This is a genomic window from Flavobacterium sp. KH_001 (assembly GCF_057840745.1).
The window spans coordinates 2,622,908-2,637,450 of sequence record NZ_CM174520.1; the positions used below are offsets into that span (position 1 = coordinate 2,622,908).

The following is a 14,543-nucleotide window of genomic DNA, read 5'->3' on the forward strand; positions in this document are numbered from 1 at the left end:
ATACAAATTAAAAATTCTAATTGAACATCAATTCTTATTAATTAAAAGCTTAGAAAGAATAAAAAAATCCCGCTTCACTCGAAACGGGATTCTATAAAATATAATAATAAAACTTACTTCGTTCCCGCAGCAAAAATTTCGTCCAAACCTTCCATCGCAATAGTGAAACCTTCTTTGAAACCCATTTCGATTATTTTTTCCAAATCAGAAAGGTTTTCATGTTTAATTGCAATGTCAACAATGGTAGAAGCTCCTTGCTCTGAGAAATTCACATTCCAGTCAGAACGCGGAAAATCTTTATTTAAATTACCGTCACTATCACTAAAAGCATCCAGATATTTAAAGTTAGATTTTGGCGTAATCGAAGTAAAATCAGCAATAGCCCAATGTTCTTCACCTCCAGGACCCACCATGGCATATAATCTTCGTCCTCCCGTTTTAAAATCCATGCTTTTTGTTTTGGCTTTCCACGGAGCCGGCGCCCACCATTGGTCTAATATTTCGGGTTCTGTCCAGGCAGACCAAACAGTATCAAGTGAGGCGTTAAATTCGCGTTTTACGTTTACCGTACTATTTTCTTTGTCCACGGTAAAATTCATCAATAGATTAGATTTCATTTTCTTTAGATTTTAGATTAATTAATACTTGATCCAATTGACTGAAACGGCTTTCCCAAATTTCTTTAAACTGTGCTAGCCATTTGTCAATTTCTTTCATTTTGTCAATTTTTAGCTGATAATAGATTTCTCTACCCACTTTTTTTTCGTCTAATAATTCACATTCGTTGAGAATTTTAATATGCTTAGAAACGGCTTGTCTGGTCGTATTAAATTGCTCCGCAATCGCATTGGGTGTCAAGGCGTTTGTAGCTACTAATACTAAAATTGCTCTTCGGGTCGGATCGGCAATGGCCTGAAAAATATCTCTTTTCATTTTGAATTATTTAAATACGCAACTAATTAGTTGCAAATATAAGCAACTTTTTGGTTGCGCAATATAAAAACTTATTTTTTATTAAAAAATCAATGAATTACAATAAAAAAAGACACATAGAAAGGTGTCTTTTAAATTTTTTGGTTATGCATTAAACATATTATGTGGTCGTTTCAAAACAATAGGGAAATTGTCTAAAATGTCTCAATTGCACATTTTACATTAAAGTCAAAATTATAACCATATCCAAAACTCCAGTAAGAAACTGGTTCGTAACTTCCTATAACTTTTAGCCCATCGGTAGTAAGTAATGGAAATAAGGGGTATAATTTTGTATCAATAACTTCGACTAGTTTGTATTCGGAGTTGAATTTATGAATCTTTTTTTCGCCTTGTAAAGTGGCATAAATATTATTATCAGTATCAAAAACATATTGAAAATAATGTTTGCCGGTAATATCGTTTAATCTTATTTCCGGTTTTAACGTATTAGTATTAAAAACGCAGCCATTAATCGAAGAAATGCATTTTGATTTGTCAGCATTCCAGGAAAAAATGTTGGCATCGATCGAATTGGGTTTGACAGGAAAAGGTGTGTAGTAGTAAGTGACAGGAGAGCAATCCATGAAACCGGGACAATTTGCGGGAGTATAACCTACAAATCCCATAGAACCATATTGTTCACTTTGGCAAAATAGAAGTAAGGTTTTGTCGTTGCCCATATATTCTGAATAGTCAGAATTACTAAGATATCCAGTTTTTGTGGATGTTCTTTTAGAAGTATCATAAATGCACCAATCTTCATCATCCTGATAGTAAATACGATTTCCTGAAACCGAAAATGAATTCAAATTATCTGTAACTAATGCCGAATAAGAGTCTATTGTTTCGTAGCTATTAGCATTGATTTTGTATATTTTACCTTGCGTGTCAGCAATGTAAATTTCGTTACTATTTACAATATGAAATTTATTATTTAGGTTAAAGCCATTTTCAAATGTTGTTGTATGCTCAATACTATTTTTTGCACCATTATATTTCATTAAAGAACCGGTGCGTTCTTTATTTAAAATGTGAAAAATATTAGGTTGAAGAGGATCTTTTTGAACCTGAAAGGGAACCCGATCGAATTTTACAATTTCGCGAATGAATTTTTTTGGCTCGCTTTTCATTTCGTTATTGTAGCTAACCTCTTTTTCTCGTTCGTCTCTATATAAAATTCGAACAGAATAGGAAACTTCATCTTTGTATGGAACCTCGGTGTCAACAAACGAGGTTTCATTTGAAGGCAGATTTGCTATCATCTTTTCCTGGTAAAATTCAGATTCGCCGTTTTTTTCTATGCGGTATATCGTCAAATTGTCAATAATAACACCGTCCGGTCTTTGAAGCTTCCAGTCAATTTTTACTTCATTATAGGAAGTTTCAAAATTGGTGATTGTAAGTTCTAATGGTTTCTGTGGTTCTTCATCAGCAGAGCATCCAAAGAAAACTAAGCTTAAGATGATAAATGCTGCATATTTTTTAAAGTATTCCATTTAAGATTTCTTTTCTTAGTTTTTGCGTATATAATGTATTTTGGTAATAAACAGACCAACTGTTTCGTAGATAGTAAATTTGATTATTGAGGGTGAAAAAATGTTCACTGTAACCAAATAAACTGTCCATATCTAAGGTTACAGATTTATCGGTTTCCATATTTATAAACAATGACCTGTAGTTTACATCTTTTACAATAATGCTATTGCCATAATCAAGAAACAAACGATAATGATTAGGATTAACGGTCACGGCAAGATTAGGAGTAATTTTGAAAGTTCTGTAATTAATGCCATCGGAGAGATAAAGATTACCTCCGTTGAAGATGTATTTACATTTACCGGAACTTCCATTGGCTACAAGTGGAATAGGAGAGAAAGCTGAACTAGCCAGTTCAGTCCATGTATTATTATTTTTAGAATACTTGTATTTTTGAGTGCGAACAGTTGTGTTGACCTGGTCATTATTTAAACCGCTTAACAAATAAAGATTGTCCTGATAAGCAAAAAGCATTGGGCCTTGAATTTTATTGCTTGGAAGCGCTACCGGAGTTTCTTTGAATGTATTCATATTCAGTTTTGTCATGCTATAGGTTTGGCTTGCTACTGACAATCTATACAAATAAACGGTATCTTCGCCATCGTATACGGCATCAGCAATGAAACCGTTATATTTAAAAGAAGATAATTCAGTCCATTTTTCTGTTACTGGAGAAAATTCAAGAAAAGAGTAGGTACGATTTGCCGAATCATTAGAATCATTCATAATGTATTTAAGAGCGTATGCTTTATTGTTATGAGTAAATATGGTATGATCAATGCCCGCATTATCAATATGATCAACCATTATAAAATCGTTGAGTATTTTTACATCATAGTCATAACTAGTAGTTAATCCTGCTGTTTTGTAAGTGATATTGGTGATTTTAAAATCCTTATAAGGCCCTGGAGGCATAATAACCTCTACGGTTTTACCATTAACCGTAAAAAAGTTACTAGGAACACCATTAATAAATAATTCTCCTAACGTACTATCCGGATTAAAATTCTCAACATTTATGTACAAATAGGCCTGTAGCCAAACACCGCTATTGCGAATACTCTTAATAATCGGAGCTTTTAAAGCTAAAGCTACTGGTGAAGTTGTTTCCTGTAATTGCGATTTAATTTTTACTTCTAGATTGGCTTTTGTGATTTTGGTCGGAATTTGTATTTCGATTTTGTTGTAATCATTGTTTACAATTACCGCTTTTTCATTATTTACAAAAACAGAGATAAAATCTTTGTCAACGTCAAAATTTTCGCCGTAAATAGTAAGTGTTTCATTAAAAGTAACGCTTTCACTACTATAGCTGGAGATAATCGGTTTTTTTAATAAGAAGGTCTTTTCGAAAATAGTCTTATTTTCGTTAAGGTCGATAATTTTTAACGTTGGATTACTTCTTTTAATGGTTCGCGGAACAATTACAGTAATTCCGGTTTTAGAACTTCCTTCAATTGTTGCTTTTTCCATGTCAAAAAAGACTTGCAATTTGTCAACTTCAAAATTCTCAAGCTCGATTGAAATTGGCTGACCTAATAACCCACTTTCCGGGAAAGCAACCAATGTTGGAGGAACATATTGCGGATCCTCTGTATTGTTGCAGGAATTGAATAAAAAAGCAAATAAAATAAATAGTATAACAACTTTGTTTTTACTAATTCTCATAAATTTATAGTGGTATTTTGACAATAATAAATGCTTGTAACAGCTAGTTAATTCACAATATTTTAAAAATGGTATTTAGCTTCTAAACCTGTTCTTGACAATAATATCTTTAAGTCTTGCTTTTAAATCTTCACCCGTATCATAAATCATTTGCTCATTATTCGGAAACGGAACTGCACGTTTTGTAAAATACGTTCCGTAGCTATCGTCCCATGCGTTTTTATCGCCTTTGTAAGTCGAATAAATATTCTCAAAAATAAATTCGCTTGTTATCGGGAACGATTGAACCAATGCATTTGTCTTGCTGTCTACATAATCCACCTTTGCCGTTACCTGACACGATTTAAATTGTCTAAACTCGTATATATTCGCACGAAGCGTTCTGTAATTATCCACTTTTATTTCCTTGCCCAAACTATCTTTCACAGGTTTTCCTCTGCTGTCCAAAAGCGTTTTTACGCCATCTTTAACTTGTCTTTCTTTGATGAATTCTTTTTCTTTAATTTGTTCAGGAGAGATGTTTATCTGTACAAAATTCACAATCAGACTATAATCGTACTTTACATTTTTTTGTCTGGCACTATGGTAAACCGTCCATTTGTCGTTTAATCCGTAAGTCTTAATATCCAGTAAATCATCCTGAAGCTGTTTCGGAATCACCATATTGGTTTGATTTTTAGCATAAACATCTACAAAATCAGTTCCTTTAAATTGTGCATCTTCCATCAGTTTTTTAGTGTTCTGATATCCCGGATTAATGCTTTCCAAATAAAGTAAATCATCATAGGCTTTTCTAAAATCCAGTTTGTTATTCGATTTTAAAAGTGCCGTAGCATTTCCATATAAATATTTTGACAATGCAATTTTGCTCTTCACAATTTGATCTGAGTAATTGTCAAATGCAAAAGAAGCATTTTTTCCTTGCTTAAGTAGTGGCAAAGGCAGTAAAGGCCTAATTTTCTCCTGACGATTATTCAATTGCAAATACGTATTATAAACACGTTCCGCATTCGCCGGATTAGCTTCTTTTGTCAATAAATCCAGATCACGTAAATCCCTGTCTTTCGCTTTTGCAAACGCTTCTTCCAGCAAATACACATAATCCTGTTTCCCTTTAGACTCTTTTTTAGTTTTTAAAGCCTCTACAGCTTTATCAATTGCGGCATCATAATTTCCATCGCTAATTAACGATTGCGTGGTTTTTACGCCACAAGAAGAAAGCGTTAAAAATAATATTGAAAAGAAAAGGGTAATTTTTTTCATTCTTAAGACCTGTTGATTTGAAGGCGTAAATATATTGGTTTTGAAATTGTATTACACCTTTTTTTGAATGAAAAACGACTGGTATTATATTTCCGATTTTAATTTTTAGAAGCAGAAATTTTCCTTTTCATAAGAACGACCCGTCCCGCTGTTCCTTCCAATTTTTTGTGTCCGCTACGGCGGACACAAAAAGATTTTCCCTCCCATCGGGGCTAGAGTAGAAATTTAGTATTTCACAAGGAAAATTGGCATCACTTTGCGAAGAAAAAAGTAATCTTATCAAAACACCTTGCTATGATTTTATATTATTTCGGCCAATACAAAACATTAAATTTATGCCCATCAGGATCCGAAAATCCAAAGAAATAACCTTTTTCAAAACTTTGAGGTTCAGCAAAAATTCTTCCACCGGCATTTTTAACAGCCAGCAATCGTTGATGCACTTCATCTACACTTTCAGCCGAAAGCGAAAATATAATTTCATTACCTTTTTGTAGATCGGCTGCTTCATCATTTACCGCCCATTTAAAACGCTCTTTTATAAAAAAATGAATTATAAAATTATCATCTCCAAAACAAAAACTAGTCAGTTCTTCGTTTGTGCCATTTGGTTTAAAACCCAATTCGCTATAAAATTTGGTAGTTCGTGCTAAGTCTTCTACTGCCAAATTAGCCCATATTTTTTTAGTTTTCATAAGATTCATTTTAAAAAATTAAAACTTAATTCCCACTATTAAATAATAGTCGTATAATAAATTTACGAATTTTAAATTAAAACATATAAAAAGGGTATGCGCTGCTATACACTTCGTCTATTGTGGCTCAAAAATAAAGCTATTTTCTATTCTCAGCGTATTTGAATTTTTCAAAATTCTTCGGTAATTCATTCGTTACCGTCAATTTATTAGAGGTAAGATTAGGTTTGATTTTGATAACTTTTGTGATTTCAGTAATTTCCACTTCATCTGTACTTCTCATGTTTACCATATCAAGATGTAGTGCCTTAAATTTATATTTACCATTTTTAAGATCAATAATAACATATTCACTCGCTCTCAATTGACCTAATGGTTTATCATCAATCCAGATGTTTAATCTCGAAGTATTATCTATTTTATGCATAATATCAGCGCCATTATAAACCAAAACTTTACCGTTTCCGAGTTTGTCTAAATCAACTTTCTCAAAATTAGTTTTTACAAAAGTATATTCAGAAGGAATAGATTTTAATCCACAAGAGCTTATTAATATAAAAGATGAAAATAATAAAGTTTGTTTAATTGTTTGTAGAAATTTGTGTTTCATTTAAAATTTTGATTTGAAGATTAATTGGATAAAAATAATTTTAGGTACTATATTGTGATGAAGTTGAGACAGTCTTTTTGTCCAATTTAAAGACCACAGCAGTGCGTCTAACGTGCAGTATGTATTCTAATTTTCAACTGGTAAACAATTTCCCAAAGTATGATAGAGAAAACCGCATTGGCCAATATTGCTGTTTTAACCTGATACGGATCATAATTTAAAAACAGATGCAAATTCGTAAATTTCAAAGCTAAGAATAAGGCGAAAACGGCAATAGCAAGAGAACAGATTATATTAAGTAAAACATTCCATTTTAAAGCAAAGAAAGCATAAATAAGGTTCAAAAATGCAAAACCACAACCTAAAGTGATAAAAGGATCTGTTTTTAATTTTTCGCCTAAGGTTAATAAAAGGGGCGTTGAAGAAAGATATAAAAAGAATAGTATAGAGTAGATTAAGATGCGGATTTGTGGTTTCATTTTTTATGTTTTTTAAGTTCCTCTTATTTAGAATTGAATGCTATGAAATGATTGCATAAATATACAAAACCTAAAATCAGAAAAAATAAACCCGCGAAAAAGAAAAGATATTTTACTAAAAAATCTTTTTTTGAAAAGTAGAATTCAGTTTCAGGATTTTTAGGGTCATAGTAAACAACCGTAGTTTCATTAATCTTGCAAATAGAATTGCTGACCCCTTTTACCCGAATTTTATTATTGAAACTGTCATTAAATTCGAAAACAGGTACGGTAACTTTTACACCATCTGAAGTTTCTTCATCACTAAAAGCGACAACTTTTGCAATAGTTTTAATACCGATTTCATGAAGTTTTTTTTCTTTTTTATAAGTGTCAATTCCCAGAACCATAGCTAGAAATCCCATAATGACAAGAAAAAGGTCCCAAAAAGAATCGCTGAGAAAGGAAAGGATTTCCAAATTTATTTCTATTTTTTAGATTTTACTATTTTTAATCAATCTGCATTCCGCTTTCAGCATCAAATTGCTTTCTTTCACTGTCAGACATTTGATTACGTAGTACTTTTATTGTGTAACCACCAAATAACTTTCCGTTTTCAATAAACATCCAATCGCTAATATCTTTGGTGTCAACATTAATTGTGTCTCCAATTTTATGGTCTTTAATATATTCAGGTTCATTGTCTAAAATTCCTGAATATTTACCATCAATCAACTTAACGTCATTTATCCAAATATGTTCAACATCAGTTTCATTTTGAAATTTAACTTTCAATGCTTTGACCTCAATTTTTGGGTTGAGCAAAGCAGAATTGAAATCAGCTAAAGTTTTATTGGCTTTTTCTATTGCTTCATTCATTTCTTTGTCAGTCTCTTGAACACCATAAATATCAGGTTGATTTTCTCTTTCAACTTTATCTGATTTTTTGCAGCTTACAAAGCAAAGCGCCATCAACAATAATAGGATCTTTATTTTCATTTTAATTGAGAGGTTATTTTACTGCAAAATCGCATCAATTTTAGCTTCAGATTTTTCCTTAATAGTACTATCCGGATGAAAACTCCAGATAATCAGAAATTTCCCTTTTGCAAGATATTCTTCCGGATGCTCGTCAGTGGGCTGACCGTCTTTTCCCCATAACAATCCTTGCAGAAACTTATCACCCTTAAATCTGTTTTCAAATTCAATGTACATAATAGAACCGCTATCTGCTTTACTTTTAAAACTCTGAATTTCTTTGCTTTTTACAACGCCAATAATATTGCTGTAAGTAGTAATATCAGTATAAAAATTGCAAGCCTGATTCGTCACGCAAATCTGACCGTCGCTTAAGAAATAGCTTTTCGGAATTTCTTTAGGTTTTAGTTTTAAATCAGCAATAGTCTGGCTGAATAGAGTAGTAGTAAGTAACAGGAATAATGCCGACAGGGGAATCGTAATTTTCATTGGTTTTGGGGTTTAATTTGGCTAAGTTAAAATAGTTTTTTATTTCTTCTATATTTTGATGGCACTATGTTAATAAAGTTAATCCTGTCAGGTTAGCTTTTCCGTTTTTAAGGAATTCATAAGTTATTCGGTCAGCATGACAGTCAATAAATTGAATGCCTTTTAACTTACCTTTAAAAAAAGTATTGATAAGGGTTGCATTCTTAAAAGTTACTTTTGAAAAAGAGCAGTTATCAAAAGAACATTCTTCTATTGTACCATTAAAAATCACATTAGAAATACTGGATAGTTTAAATGACGACAGGTTCCAAACCGCATTCTCCAGGATACAACTTTTAAAATCTGATGTCTTTAATTCAACTCCTGAAAAATTCGCCTTTGAAAAATTACAGTTTTTAATTTCACTCGACGAAAATTCCGTGTCTATGAGTAAACATTCAACAAATTGATTGTTTTGTACGTTAGAAGTCTGAATTTTACTATTTCTCAAATCCGAATTAGAAAAATCGCAACCTACAATATTGTTGGATTTAAGTATTAAGTTCGACAAGTCAGAATCGATTAATTTACAGTTCTTCATATTTGAAGTGCTGAATTTGTCTTTAAGGTTATTGAGCCCCGAAAAGTCAGCGTCAACCCAATTTCCTGACGACATATTCCAGCTTAAACCTGAATTAGTCTTAATTTTTGTTGTTGAAATTTCTGCAGTTTGTTTTTGGGTTGTTTCAAATTGGCTTTCTGAAACGTTAGATTTGAATGTTTCCGAAAAATAGTTTAGGTCTACGCCCAAAATTTCGGCAAGTCTGTTTAATGTAGAAATATCCGGCATTGACTCGCCTCTTTCCCATTTACCAACCGCTTGAGAACTAATTGAAACCTGTTTTGCAAGGTCTGCTTGCGAAAGGTTCATTTTCTTTCTTGCTGTAGCAATTTTATTGCCTACTGATTTTGAATTTAGCATCATAATTATATTTTTTATTTGATACTGCAAAGCTATAGTGCCCCATAGCTTGTTCGCAAATAAAGTCAGCTACCAATAGTTGTTATTGCGCTACTTATAGTTGTTATTGACAACCTTTGGTAGTTTTTTGTTTAAATGTGGGATTTACGAAGCTAAAATAGGTTTTTATTTTAAATGTTGTGGTGAATTTTTAGTAGCAGAAGTTTCATTTTCAAAAGAACGACCCGTCCCGCTGTCCGCTAAATCTTTTTCTGGCTAAAGAAGCCAAAAAAAGGATATCGCTCCCATCGGGGCTAGATTAGAAGTTTATTTTTTCAGGACAAGACAAGGATGTTATTCGTCATCTTTTAAATATCTGCTGTCAAAATAAATCTTATATTCCATTGTATTTTTTTCTTTATAAAGTTCTCCAGTTTTTTTGTTTTTCATTTCAACAAAATAATCTTCGCTTAAAAAATCGACGCTGCCATAAATATGTTTTCGATCAGATTTGTTATTGGGTAATCTATTGAGAACAAGTTTTGATGTTCTTGTGTAAACAAGTATTTCACTTTTTGCATCTACTTGATCTCTGCTTGTAAAATAGGATGGATAACCCCAAAACATACGTAATCTTACTTCTGCAGTTTTGTTTGGAAATACTTTGGCAACGAAACCATATCTTTGAAATCGAGTGCCAAATCCACCTTTAATAATGAGTGTGTCATTTTTGTAATAATGATTGCACATGAAATCTTTTTTAGTAAAATCATTTTTTGAATGATCGTAAAATATAGTGTCTTCTACCATATTTTTTCCTTTATAAACTGTTCCATAAACTGAATCTGTTGCGTACAATGTTCTGTCGTTTGTTGTGTTTATATTTTCAAGAGCCAATGCTTTTATTTTTGGGTCTAGAATTATTTTGTTTGTTTTTTGAGAGTAAATAAAGCTTGATGATAAGACAAAAAAAAGTGTAAGTAGATTTAATTTCATAGGTTTAAAATTTGGGCTGGATTTTTTTTAGTTTATAAAAAAAGCACAAAATAAAAAGATATTTGTGCTTCTGTAAAATTTATATTTCGAAGGAATTATTTTCCTTTTAGTAATTTTTCTAAATATTCATTTTTGTCTTTTTCAGCCTGAACCAAACGTTCGTAAAGTTCCACAACTTTATCAAGAGGATTGAAATTACAAGAATTATTAGTTATAAAACTTCCTGTAACAGATTCATTAAAAGTATTAAAATAATTAAACACATTTTCTTCTGAAAAACTTTTAATAGCTTCTACCGTAACGCCAAGTGCTTCTGCAATATTAGCAAGTTTCGTTTCGTCAATAGTTTCGCTTCCTTCAATACCAGAAATAGCTTGTTGGTTTGTACCAATTGCCTGCGCAAGTGCTTCCTGCTTCATACCTCGAAGTTCTCTGATTCGGCTGATGTTTCGGCCAATATGTTTTGGTTTTGTCTCTGTGCTCATATTTCAAAGGTATTTAAAAATCTTAAAAAAAATAGTGCTTATTAAAAAACATAGTTTTTTGATAAGATACTATTTAGTTGTTTTATGTAGAAACAAATATATGATTTTTCTGATAGAATAATTTGTTATATATGTTTTTAAGCATTCATAGCACGGATTTGTAATTTGTTTACAGAACGATGAGAAAAATAGTTTTTTGCTATCTTAATAAATTGATTCACTTTTTGCTATGTCGTAAAGCCTAGATATCGAGATTATTAGGAATTTTTTTAGTGTTTTTTCTAACTCTACTCGTTTTTACTTCATACCCTTTAAGAGTATCTATTTGCTTAAAGAACTCTCTTTTGGTTTGTTCACTATCAAATTTAAATAACTTTTTTAAAAACAAAATCGAGAAAAATGAAGTTTTTAAGCCATATATCATAAACCCTCTACATGTCTCAAATGCCTTATCTTCATACACATCAAAAGATTCAATGTAAGGTTGATAAGGATATCTAAGAGCATCAGAATAACTTCTTTTCATTTCTAAGTCTTGAGTTCTTAAGCCGTCAAGAAGTACAAAGCCATTTGTCGTGGCTTGACAATTTATCATTTGTAGATTTTTGATATCTCGAATTTCTCGAATTTTTGTTCCTAAGAACCAGCAAGTAATTAATTGAACATCATAAAAGCTACAATAATTTAATATAGATCTGCTCCAGTTTCCACCCCAAGAGCGTAAATTTCTAAAAGTTGAATACGAAAAGTTTATACTATCAAAATCTCCATGAGATATGTCTAATTGATTTTCATTTTCATTCATATCGATTCCTTGAAATAGTTCTGTACCCCAATATGGACATGGCTCGTTAAAAGCATAATTCCAACTTCGAATCATATCAAATAATTGATGAAAATTAATCTTGTATTGGGAGTTAAAGAGTAGCGGGTTTTCGTTGTCTTCAAACGAATTAAATAAGCGATTACCGACAAGTAAAGATATCCATTTGTCAAAACTATGCATTATGTTGGTTTTATTGTAATTTGTTACCTCAAAAACTTCAGAATCATACAATGCAGTTTTGACATTTCCTTGGATTGGCAAATAAAAAGTTTTTGAATTTAGTATGATAGAAGCATAATTAATAATTTTTTCAATTTCTTGATAACTTATACACCATTCTTCTAAGGCTTCTTTAGGATATTCAACTTGGTTCTCTCCTAAATTATATTTATTAAACCATGAAAAATGTAAATAATTAGAAAACAATTTATTGTGTTTTCTAATAGATAATGAAGCCATTAATGGAAAAAGTAATTTTCTTTTTTCAATTATAACTAGTTCTTTTGATTTGACAGAAGTTTCCCTTAGTAAATCTAGAAGTTCTTTTAAGAATAAAATTGTTTGTTCTGTTGGTTCTCCTATAACTAATCTTGCACGAGCTTCTTCAATGTCAGCATCTTCATCTAAAGCATATTTTATAAATATTTTTAAATAATATTCCGCTAAAAGAATTTCTGCAAATGATTGATGCTGAAAATGAAGAATATTATTGTTTTCTCCGAAATATGAATGTGATAGAAATTGTATTTCGGTAAATCCTTTGCCTTTAAAACTTTCTATAACTTCATTGTCAATTTCACTTAATGGTTTTCCTTCTAAGACACGGCATATATCCGCTTTTTTCAGCATTCCTTGTTTTCCTCTCTGTCTTTGATAGACCCATAAGGTTGAAGTAGCATGAAGTATATTTCGAAACTCAAGTTCTTCAGAAAGATTAACTTGATATTCTGAATCATGAATATGTTTTGCTTCTTTAGTAAGCAAATTTAAAAAAGAAAGATAAACTCCTAATTTTCCAACTTCTATAAAATCTACTTTATTTATAATAAGTTGGTATATCATATAAGCAAATATTGGTCGGCGTAATTCGCTTCTTGATAATGTTTCATTTTTTAATAATTCTTCATATATGTCTATTCGCTTATTTTGTTTTATGGCGTTAACGATTTGTTTTGCTATACCAGTAGTATTTAAATTTATAATATCTGAATAATTTTCTAATGTTTCAAAAAGCCAATTATTAAATTGTATTTTTTTAAAGCCATGTATATTAATGTATTGCGGGACATCTCTTTTTTCCTTATTCTTAATAGTTAAGGGGTTATGGTCCAATAAATGATTACTAAACCCCTCGTCAAATGGTCTAGAAGTAATAACGATGCGGTTAGTTTTATATTTTGATTTGTTTATTCCTTGAATGTTTTTAACTGAATTTATTACCTTGTCAATTGATCTTTTATTTAATTCACCACTTTCATCTAATGAATCAATTAAAAAGAGATATTTTTTTTTCTCAAAATATTCATCGTCAATTTTTATACTATAATTAGTTTCCAAAAAATCACTTATCACACCTAATTTTGAATCAGTTGAATATTTTGAATAGTTACGTAAATTAAAGTAAATTGGAAAGTAGCCCTCTGATTTTTCTAAATATTGTTTTGCAAGTTGTGCTGCATAATGTTTCATAAATACAGATTTTCCTTTTCCGAAATCTGCTACAATAAATAATATATCTTCAAGATTATTTTCAGGATTACGATTGAAAAATTCAGATATTAAATCTTCTACGGATTTTAATTTATTTTCATATTCTTCATATTTTTCATCGTCAATTAATAATTCAGAACTATTACGAAAACTCCCAACACTTTTCCAAGAAGCATAAGTAGTTTCATATTTTAAATTCTCAGAATCTTTAAATCCTATTTTTCCACCTTGAATAGTTTCATACAAAATATGTGCTTCATTGTCTTTTACTCTATGTGAGGCAGTTCTTTTTAAATGTTCATCATAATCATTTGCAAATACTTTAACAATAGTTTCTTCGATATTGCTATTATAGTGCTTAATAAATTTTTCAATATATTCAGGATTAACCTGTAGATCTTGTAGAATTCGTTTGTAATTGTTTTTTACAAATATAATAGCTGGATGATAAAGCGGTTGAAAAATTAATATTGATTGCGTTGGATCAAAAATTTTAATTTCATCTTGAATGACGGTACTAATAATATCAAAAACTATTTTAGGTGAAAGCTCATTATTTATATTGTCTTTAATTATATCAATAGATTCATTTGCTTGAACTAAACTTGCCTTGATATAAGTTTCAAAACCAAAATTGTCTAATTTTTTTTCTGTCTTATTTTCAAAATATTTATCGATTAAGGGTTGAGCAAAAATTTTAATAACAATGGCTGCAGTACCATTTGCATTTTCAAATAATTCTTGGGCATTTTCATCAAAATGATTTTTAATATAACCAAATGCATTTTTTGCAAAATCTGGTAAAAGTTTAGAAATATTTTCAACTTGTTTCTTCATACGATTTTCATAATTTTTGATCTAGTTAAAAATAGTGTTTTTATTAATATATTTCTTGTTTCTTTTTTTATAAAATT

At 30.7% G+C, this 14,543-nt stretch carries 15 protein-coding genes; all 15 read right to left on the reverse strand.

Annotation, left to right across the window (positions count from 1 at the left end):
* Window positions 1–113 precede the first annotated feature (113 nt).
* Window positions 114–617 (reverse strand): SRPBCC family protein, encoded by a 504-nt coding sequence (locus AC3ITQ_RS11290; protein ID WP_489238829.1) that lies wholly within the window; start codon window positions 615–617, stop codon window positions 114–116.
* Complete coding sequence (locus AC3ITQ_RS11295) at window positions 607–933, reverse strand: ArsR/SmtB family transcription factor (RefSeq protein WP_489238831.1); 327 nt, start codon at window positions 931–933, stop codon at window positions 607–609. The genes AC3ITQ_RS11290 and AC3ITQ_RS11295 overlap by 11 nt, the downstream gene beginning before the upstream one ends.
* Before the next feature lie 194 nt (window positions 934–1,127).
* Window positions 1,128–2,471: a hypothetical protein gene (locus AC3ITQ_RS11300; RefSeq protein ID WP_489238833.1), complete on the reverse strand. Its 1,344-nt coding sequence runs from the start codon at window positions 2,469–2,471 to the stop codon at window positions 1,128–1,130.
* Complete coding sequence (locus tag AC3ITQ_RS11305) at window positions 2,458–4,179, reverse strand: IPT/TIG domain-containing protein (RefSeq protein ID WP_489238834.1); 1,722 nt, start codon at window positions 4,177–4,179, stop codon at window positions 2,458–2,460. Before AC3ITQ_RS11305 ends, AC3ITQ_RS11300 begins: the two co-directional genes overlap by 14 nt.
* Window positions 4,180–4,254: 75 nt before the next feature.
* Window positions 4,255–5,442 carry a hypothetical protein gene (locus tag AC3ITQ_RS11310; RefSeq protein ID WP_489238836.1) on the reverse strand — a complete coding sequence of 396 codons (1,188 nt, stop codon included), beginning with the start codon at window positions 5,440–5,442 and terminating at the stop codon, window positions 4,255–4,257.
* Between the two features lie 305 nt (window positions 5,443–5,747).
* Complete coding sequence (locus AC3ITQ_RS11315) at window positions 5,748–6,137, reverse strand: VOC family protein (RefSeq protein ID WP_489238838.1); 390 nt, start codon at window positions 6,135–6,137, stop codon at window positions 5,748–5,750.
* A 139-nt stretch (window positions 6,138–6,276) separates the two neighbouring features.
* Window positions 6,277–6,747, reverse strand: a complete 471-nt coding sequence (locus tag AC3ITQ_RS11320) for a hypothetical protein (protein ID WP_489238840.1) — start codon at window positions 6,745–6,747, stop codon at window positions 6,277–6,279.
* A gap of 107 nt (window positions 6,748–6,854) precedes the next feature.
* Window positions 6,855–7,226 (reverse strand): hypothetical protein, encoded by a 372-nt coding sequence (locus AC3ITQ_RS11325; RefSeq protein WP_489238842.1) that lies wholly within the window; start codon window positions 7,224–7,226, stop codon window positions 6,855–6,857.
* Window positions 7,227–7,249: 23 nt separating this feature from the next.
* Window positions 7,250–7,630, reverse strand: a complete 381-nt coding sequence (locus AC3ITQ_RS11330; RefSeq protein WP_489238844.1) for a hypothetical protein — start codon at window positions 7,628–7,630, stop codon at window positions 7,250–7,252.
* 85 nt (window positions 7,631–7,715) lie between these two features.
* Complete coding sequence (locus tag AC3ITQ_RS11335) at window positions 7,716–8,204, reverse strand: YegJ family protein (RefSeq protein WP_489238846.1); 489 nt, start codon at window positions 8,202–8,204, stop codon at window positions 7,716–7,718.
* 18 nt (window positions 8,205–8,222) lie between these two features.
* On the reverse strand, window positions 8,223–8,672 hold the full coding sequence (locus tag AC3ITQ_RS11340; protein ID WP_375033308.1) for a hypothetical protein: 450 nt from the start codon (window positions 8,670–8,672) through the stop codon (window positions 8,223–8,225).
* A gap of 64 nt (window positions 8,673–8,736) precedes the next feature.
* Window positions 8,737–9,636, reverse strand: coding sequence for a helix-turn-helix domain-containing protein (locus AC3ITQ_RS11345; protein ID WP_489238848.1), 900 nt, complete (start codon window positions 9,634–9,636; stop codon window positions 8,737–8,739).
* 330 nt (window positions 9,637–9,966) lie between these two features.
* Complete coding sequence (locus tag AC3ITQ_RS11350) at window positions 9,967–10,608, reverse strand: hypothetical protein (protein ID WP_489238850.1); 642 nt, start codon at window positions 10,606–10,608, stop codon at window positions 9,967–9,969.
* Between the two features lie 95 nt (window positions 10,609–10,703).
* Window positions 10,704–11,093, reverse strand: a complete 390-nt coding sequence (locus tag AC3ITQ_RS11355) for a helix-turn-helix domain-containing protein (protein ID WP_489238852.1) — start codon at window positions 11,091–11,093, stop codon at window positions 10,704–10,706.
* A gap of 241 nt (window positions 11,094–11,334) precedes the next feature.
* Complete coding sequence (locus tag AC3ITQ_RS11360) at window positions 11,335–14,466, reverse strand: NACHT domain-containing protein (protein WP_489238854.1); 3,132 nt, start codon at window positions 14,464–14,466, stop codon at window positions 11,335–11,337.
* Window positions 14,467–14,543 lie beyond the last annotated feature (77 nt).

Bases quoted from the DNA above. Each gene is read 5' to 3' on its own strand.
- AC3ITQ_RS11290 (WP_489238829.1), bottom strand. From the start codon at position 617: ATGAAATCTAATCTATTGATGAATTTTACCGTGGACAAAGAAAATAGT.
- AC3ITQ_RS11295 (WP_489238831.1), bottom strand. From the start codon at position 933: ATGAAAAGAGATATTTTTCAGGCCATTGCCGATCCGACCCGAAGAGCA.
- AC3ITQ_RS11300 (WP_489238833.1), bottom strand. From the start codon at position 2,471: ATGGAATACTTTAAAAAATATGCAGCATTTATCATCTTAAGCTTAGTT.
- AC3ITQ_RS11305 (WP_489238834.1), bottom strand. From the start codon at position 4,179: ATGAGAATTAGTAAAAACAAAGTTGTTATACTATTTATTTTATTTGCT.
- AC3ITQ_RS11310 (WP_489238836.1), bottom strand. From the start codon at position 5,442: ATGAAAAAAATTACCCTTTTCTTTTCAATATTATTTTTAACGCTTTCT.
- AC3ITQ_RS11315 (WP_489238838.1), bottom strand. From the start codon at position 6,137: ATGAAAACTAAAAAAATATGGGCTAATTTGGCAGTAGAAGACTTAGCA.
- AC3ITQ_RS11320 (WP_489238840.1), bottom strand. From the start codon at position 6,747: ATGAAACACAAATTTCTACAAACAATTAAACAAACTTTATTATTTTCA.
- AC3ITQ_RS11325 (WP_489238842.1), bottom strand. From the start codon at position 7,226: ATGAAACCACAAATCCGCATCTTAATCTACTCTATACTATTCTTTTTA.
- AC3ITQ_RS11330 (WP_489238844.1), bottom strand. From the start codon at position 7,630: ATGGGATTTCTAGCTATGGTTCTGGGAATTGACACTTATAAAAAAGAA.
- AC3ITQ_RS11335 (WP_489238846.1), bottom strand. From the start codon at position 8,204: ATGAAAATAAAGATCCTATTATTGTTGATGGCGCTTTGCTTTGTAAGC.
- AC3ITQ_RS11340 (WP_375033308.1), bottom strand. From the start codon at position 8,672: ATGAAAATTACGATTCCCCTGTCGGCATTATTCCTGTTACTTACTACT.
- AC3ITQ_RS11345 (WP_489238848.1), bottom strand. From the start codon at position 9,636: ATGATGCTAAATTCAAAATCAGTAGGCAATAAAATTGCTACAGCAAGA.
- AC3ITQ_RS11350 (WP_489238850.1), bottom strand. From the start codon at position 10,608: ATGAAATTAAATCTACTTACACTTTTTTTTGTCTTATCATCAAGCTTT.
- AC3ITQ_RS11355 (WP_489238852.1), bottom strand. From the start codon at position 11,093: ATGAGCACAGAGACAAAACCAAAACATATTGGCCGAAACATCAGCCGA.
- AC3ITQ_RS11360 (WP_489238854.1), bottom strand. From the start codon at position 14,466: ATGAAGAAACAAGTTGAAAATATTTCTAAACTTTTACCAGATTTTGCA.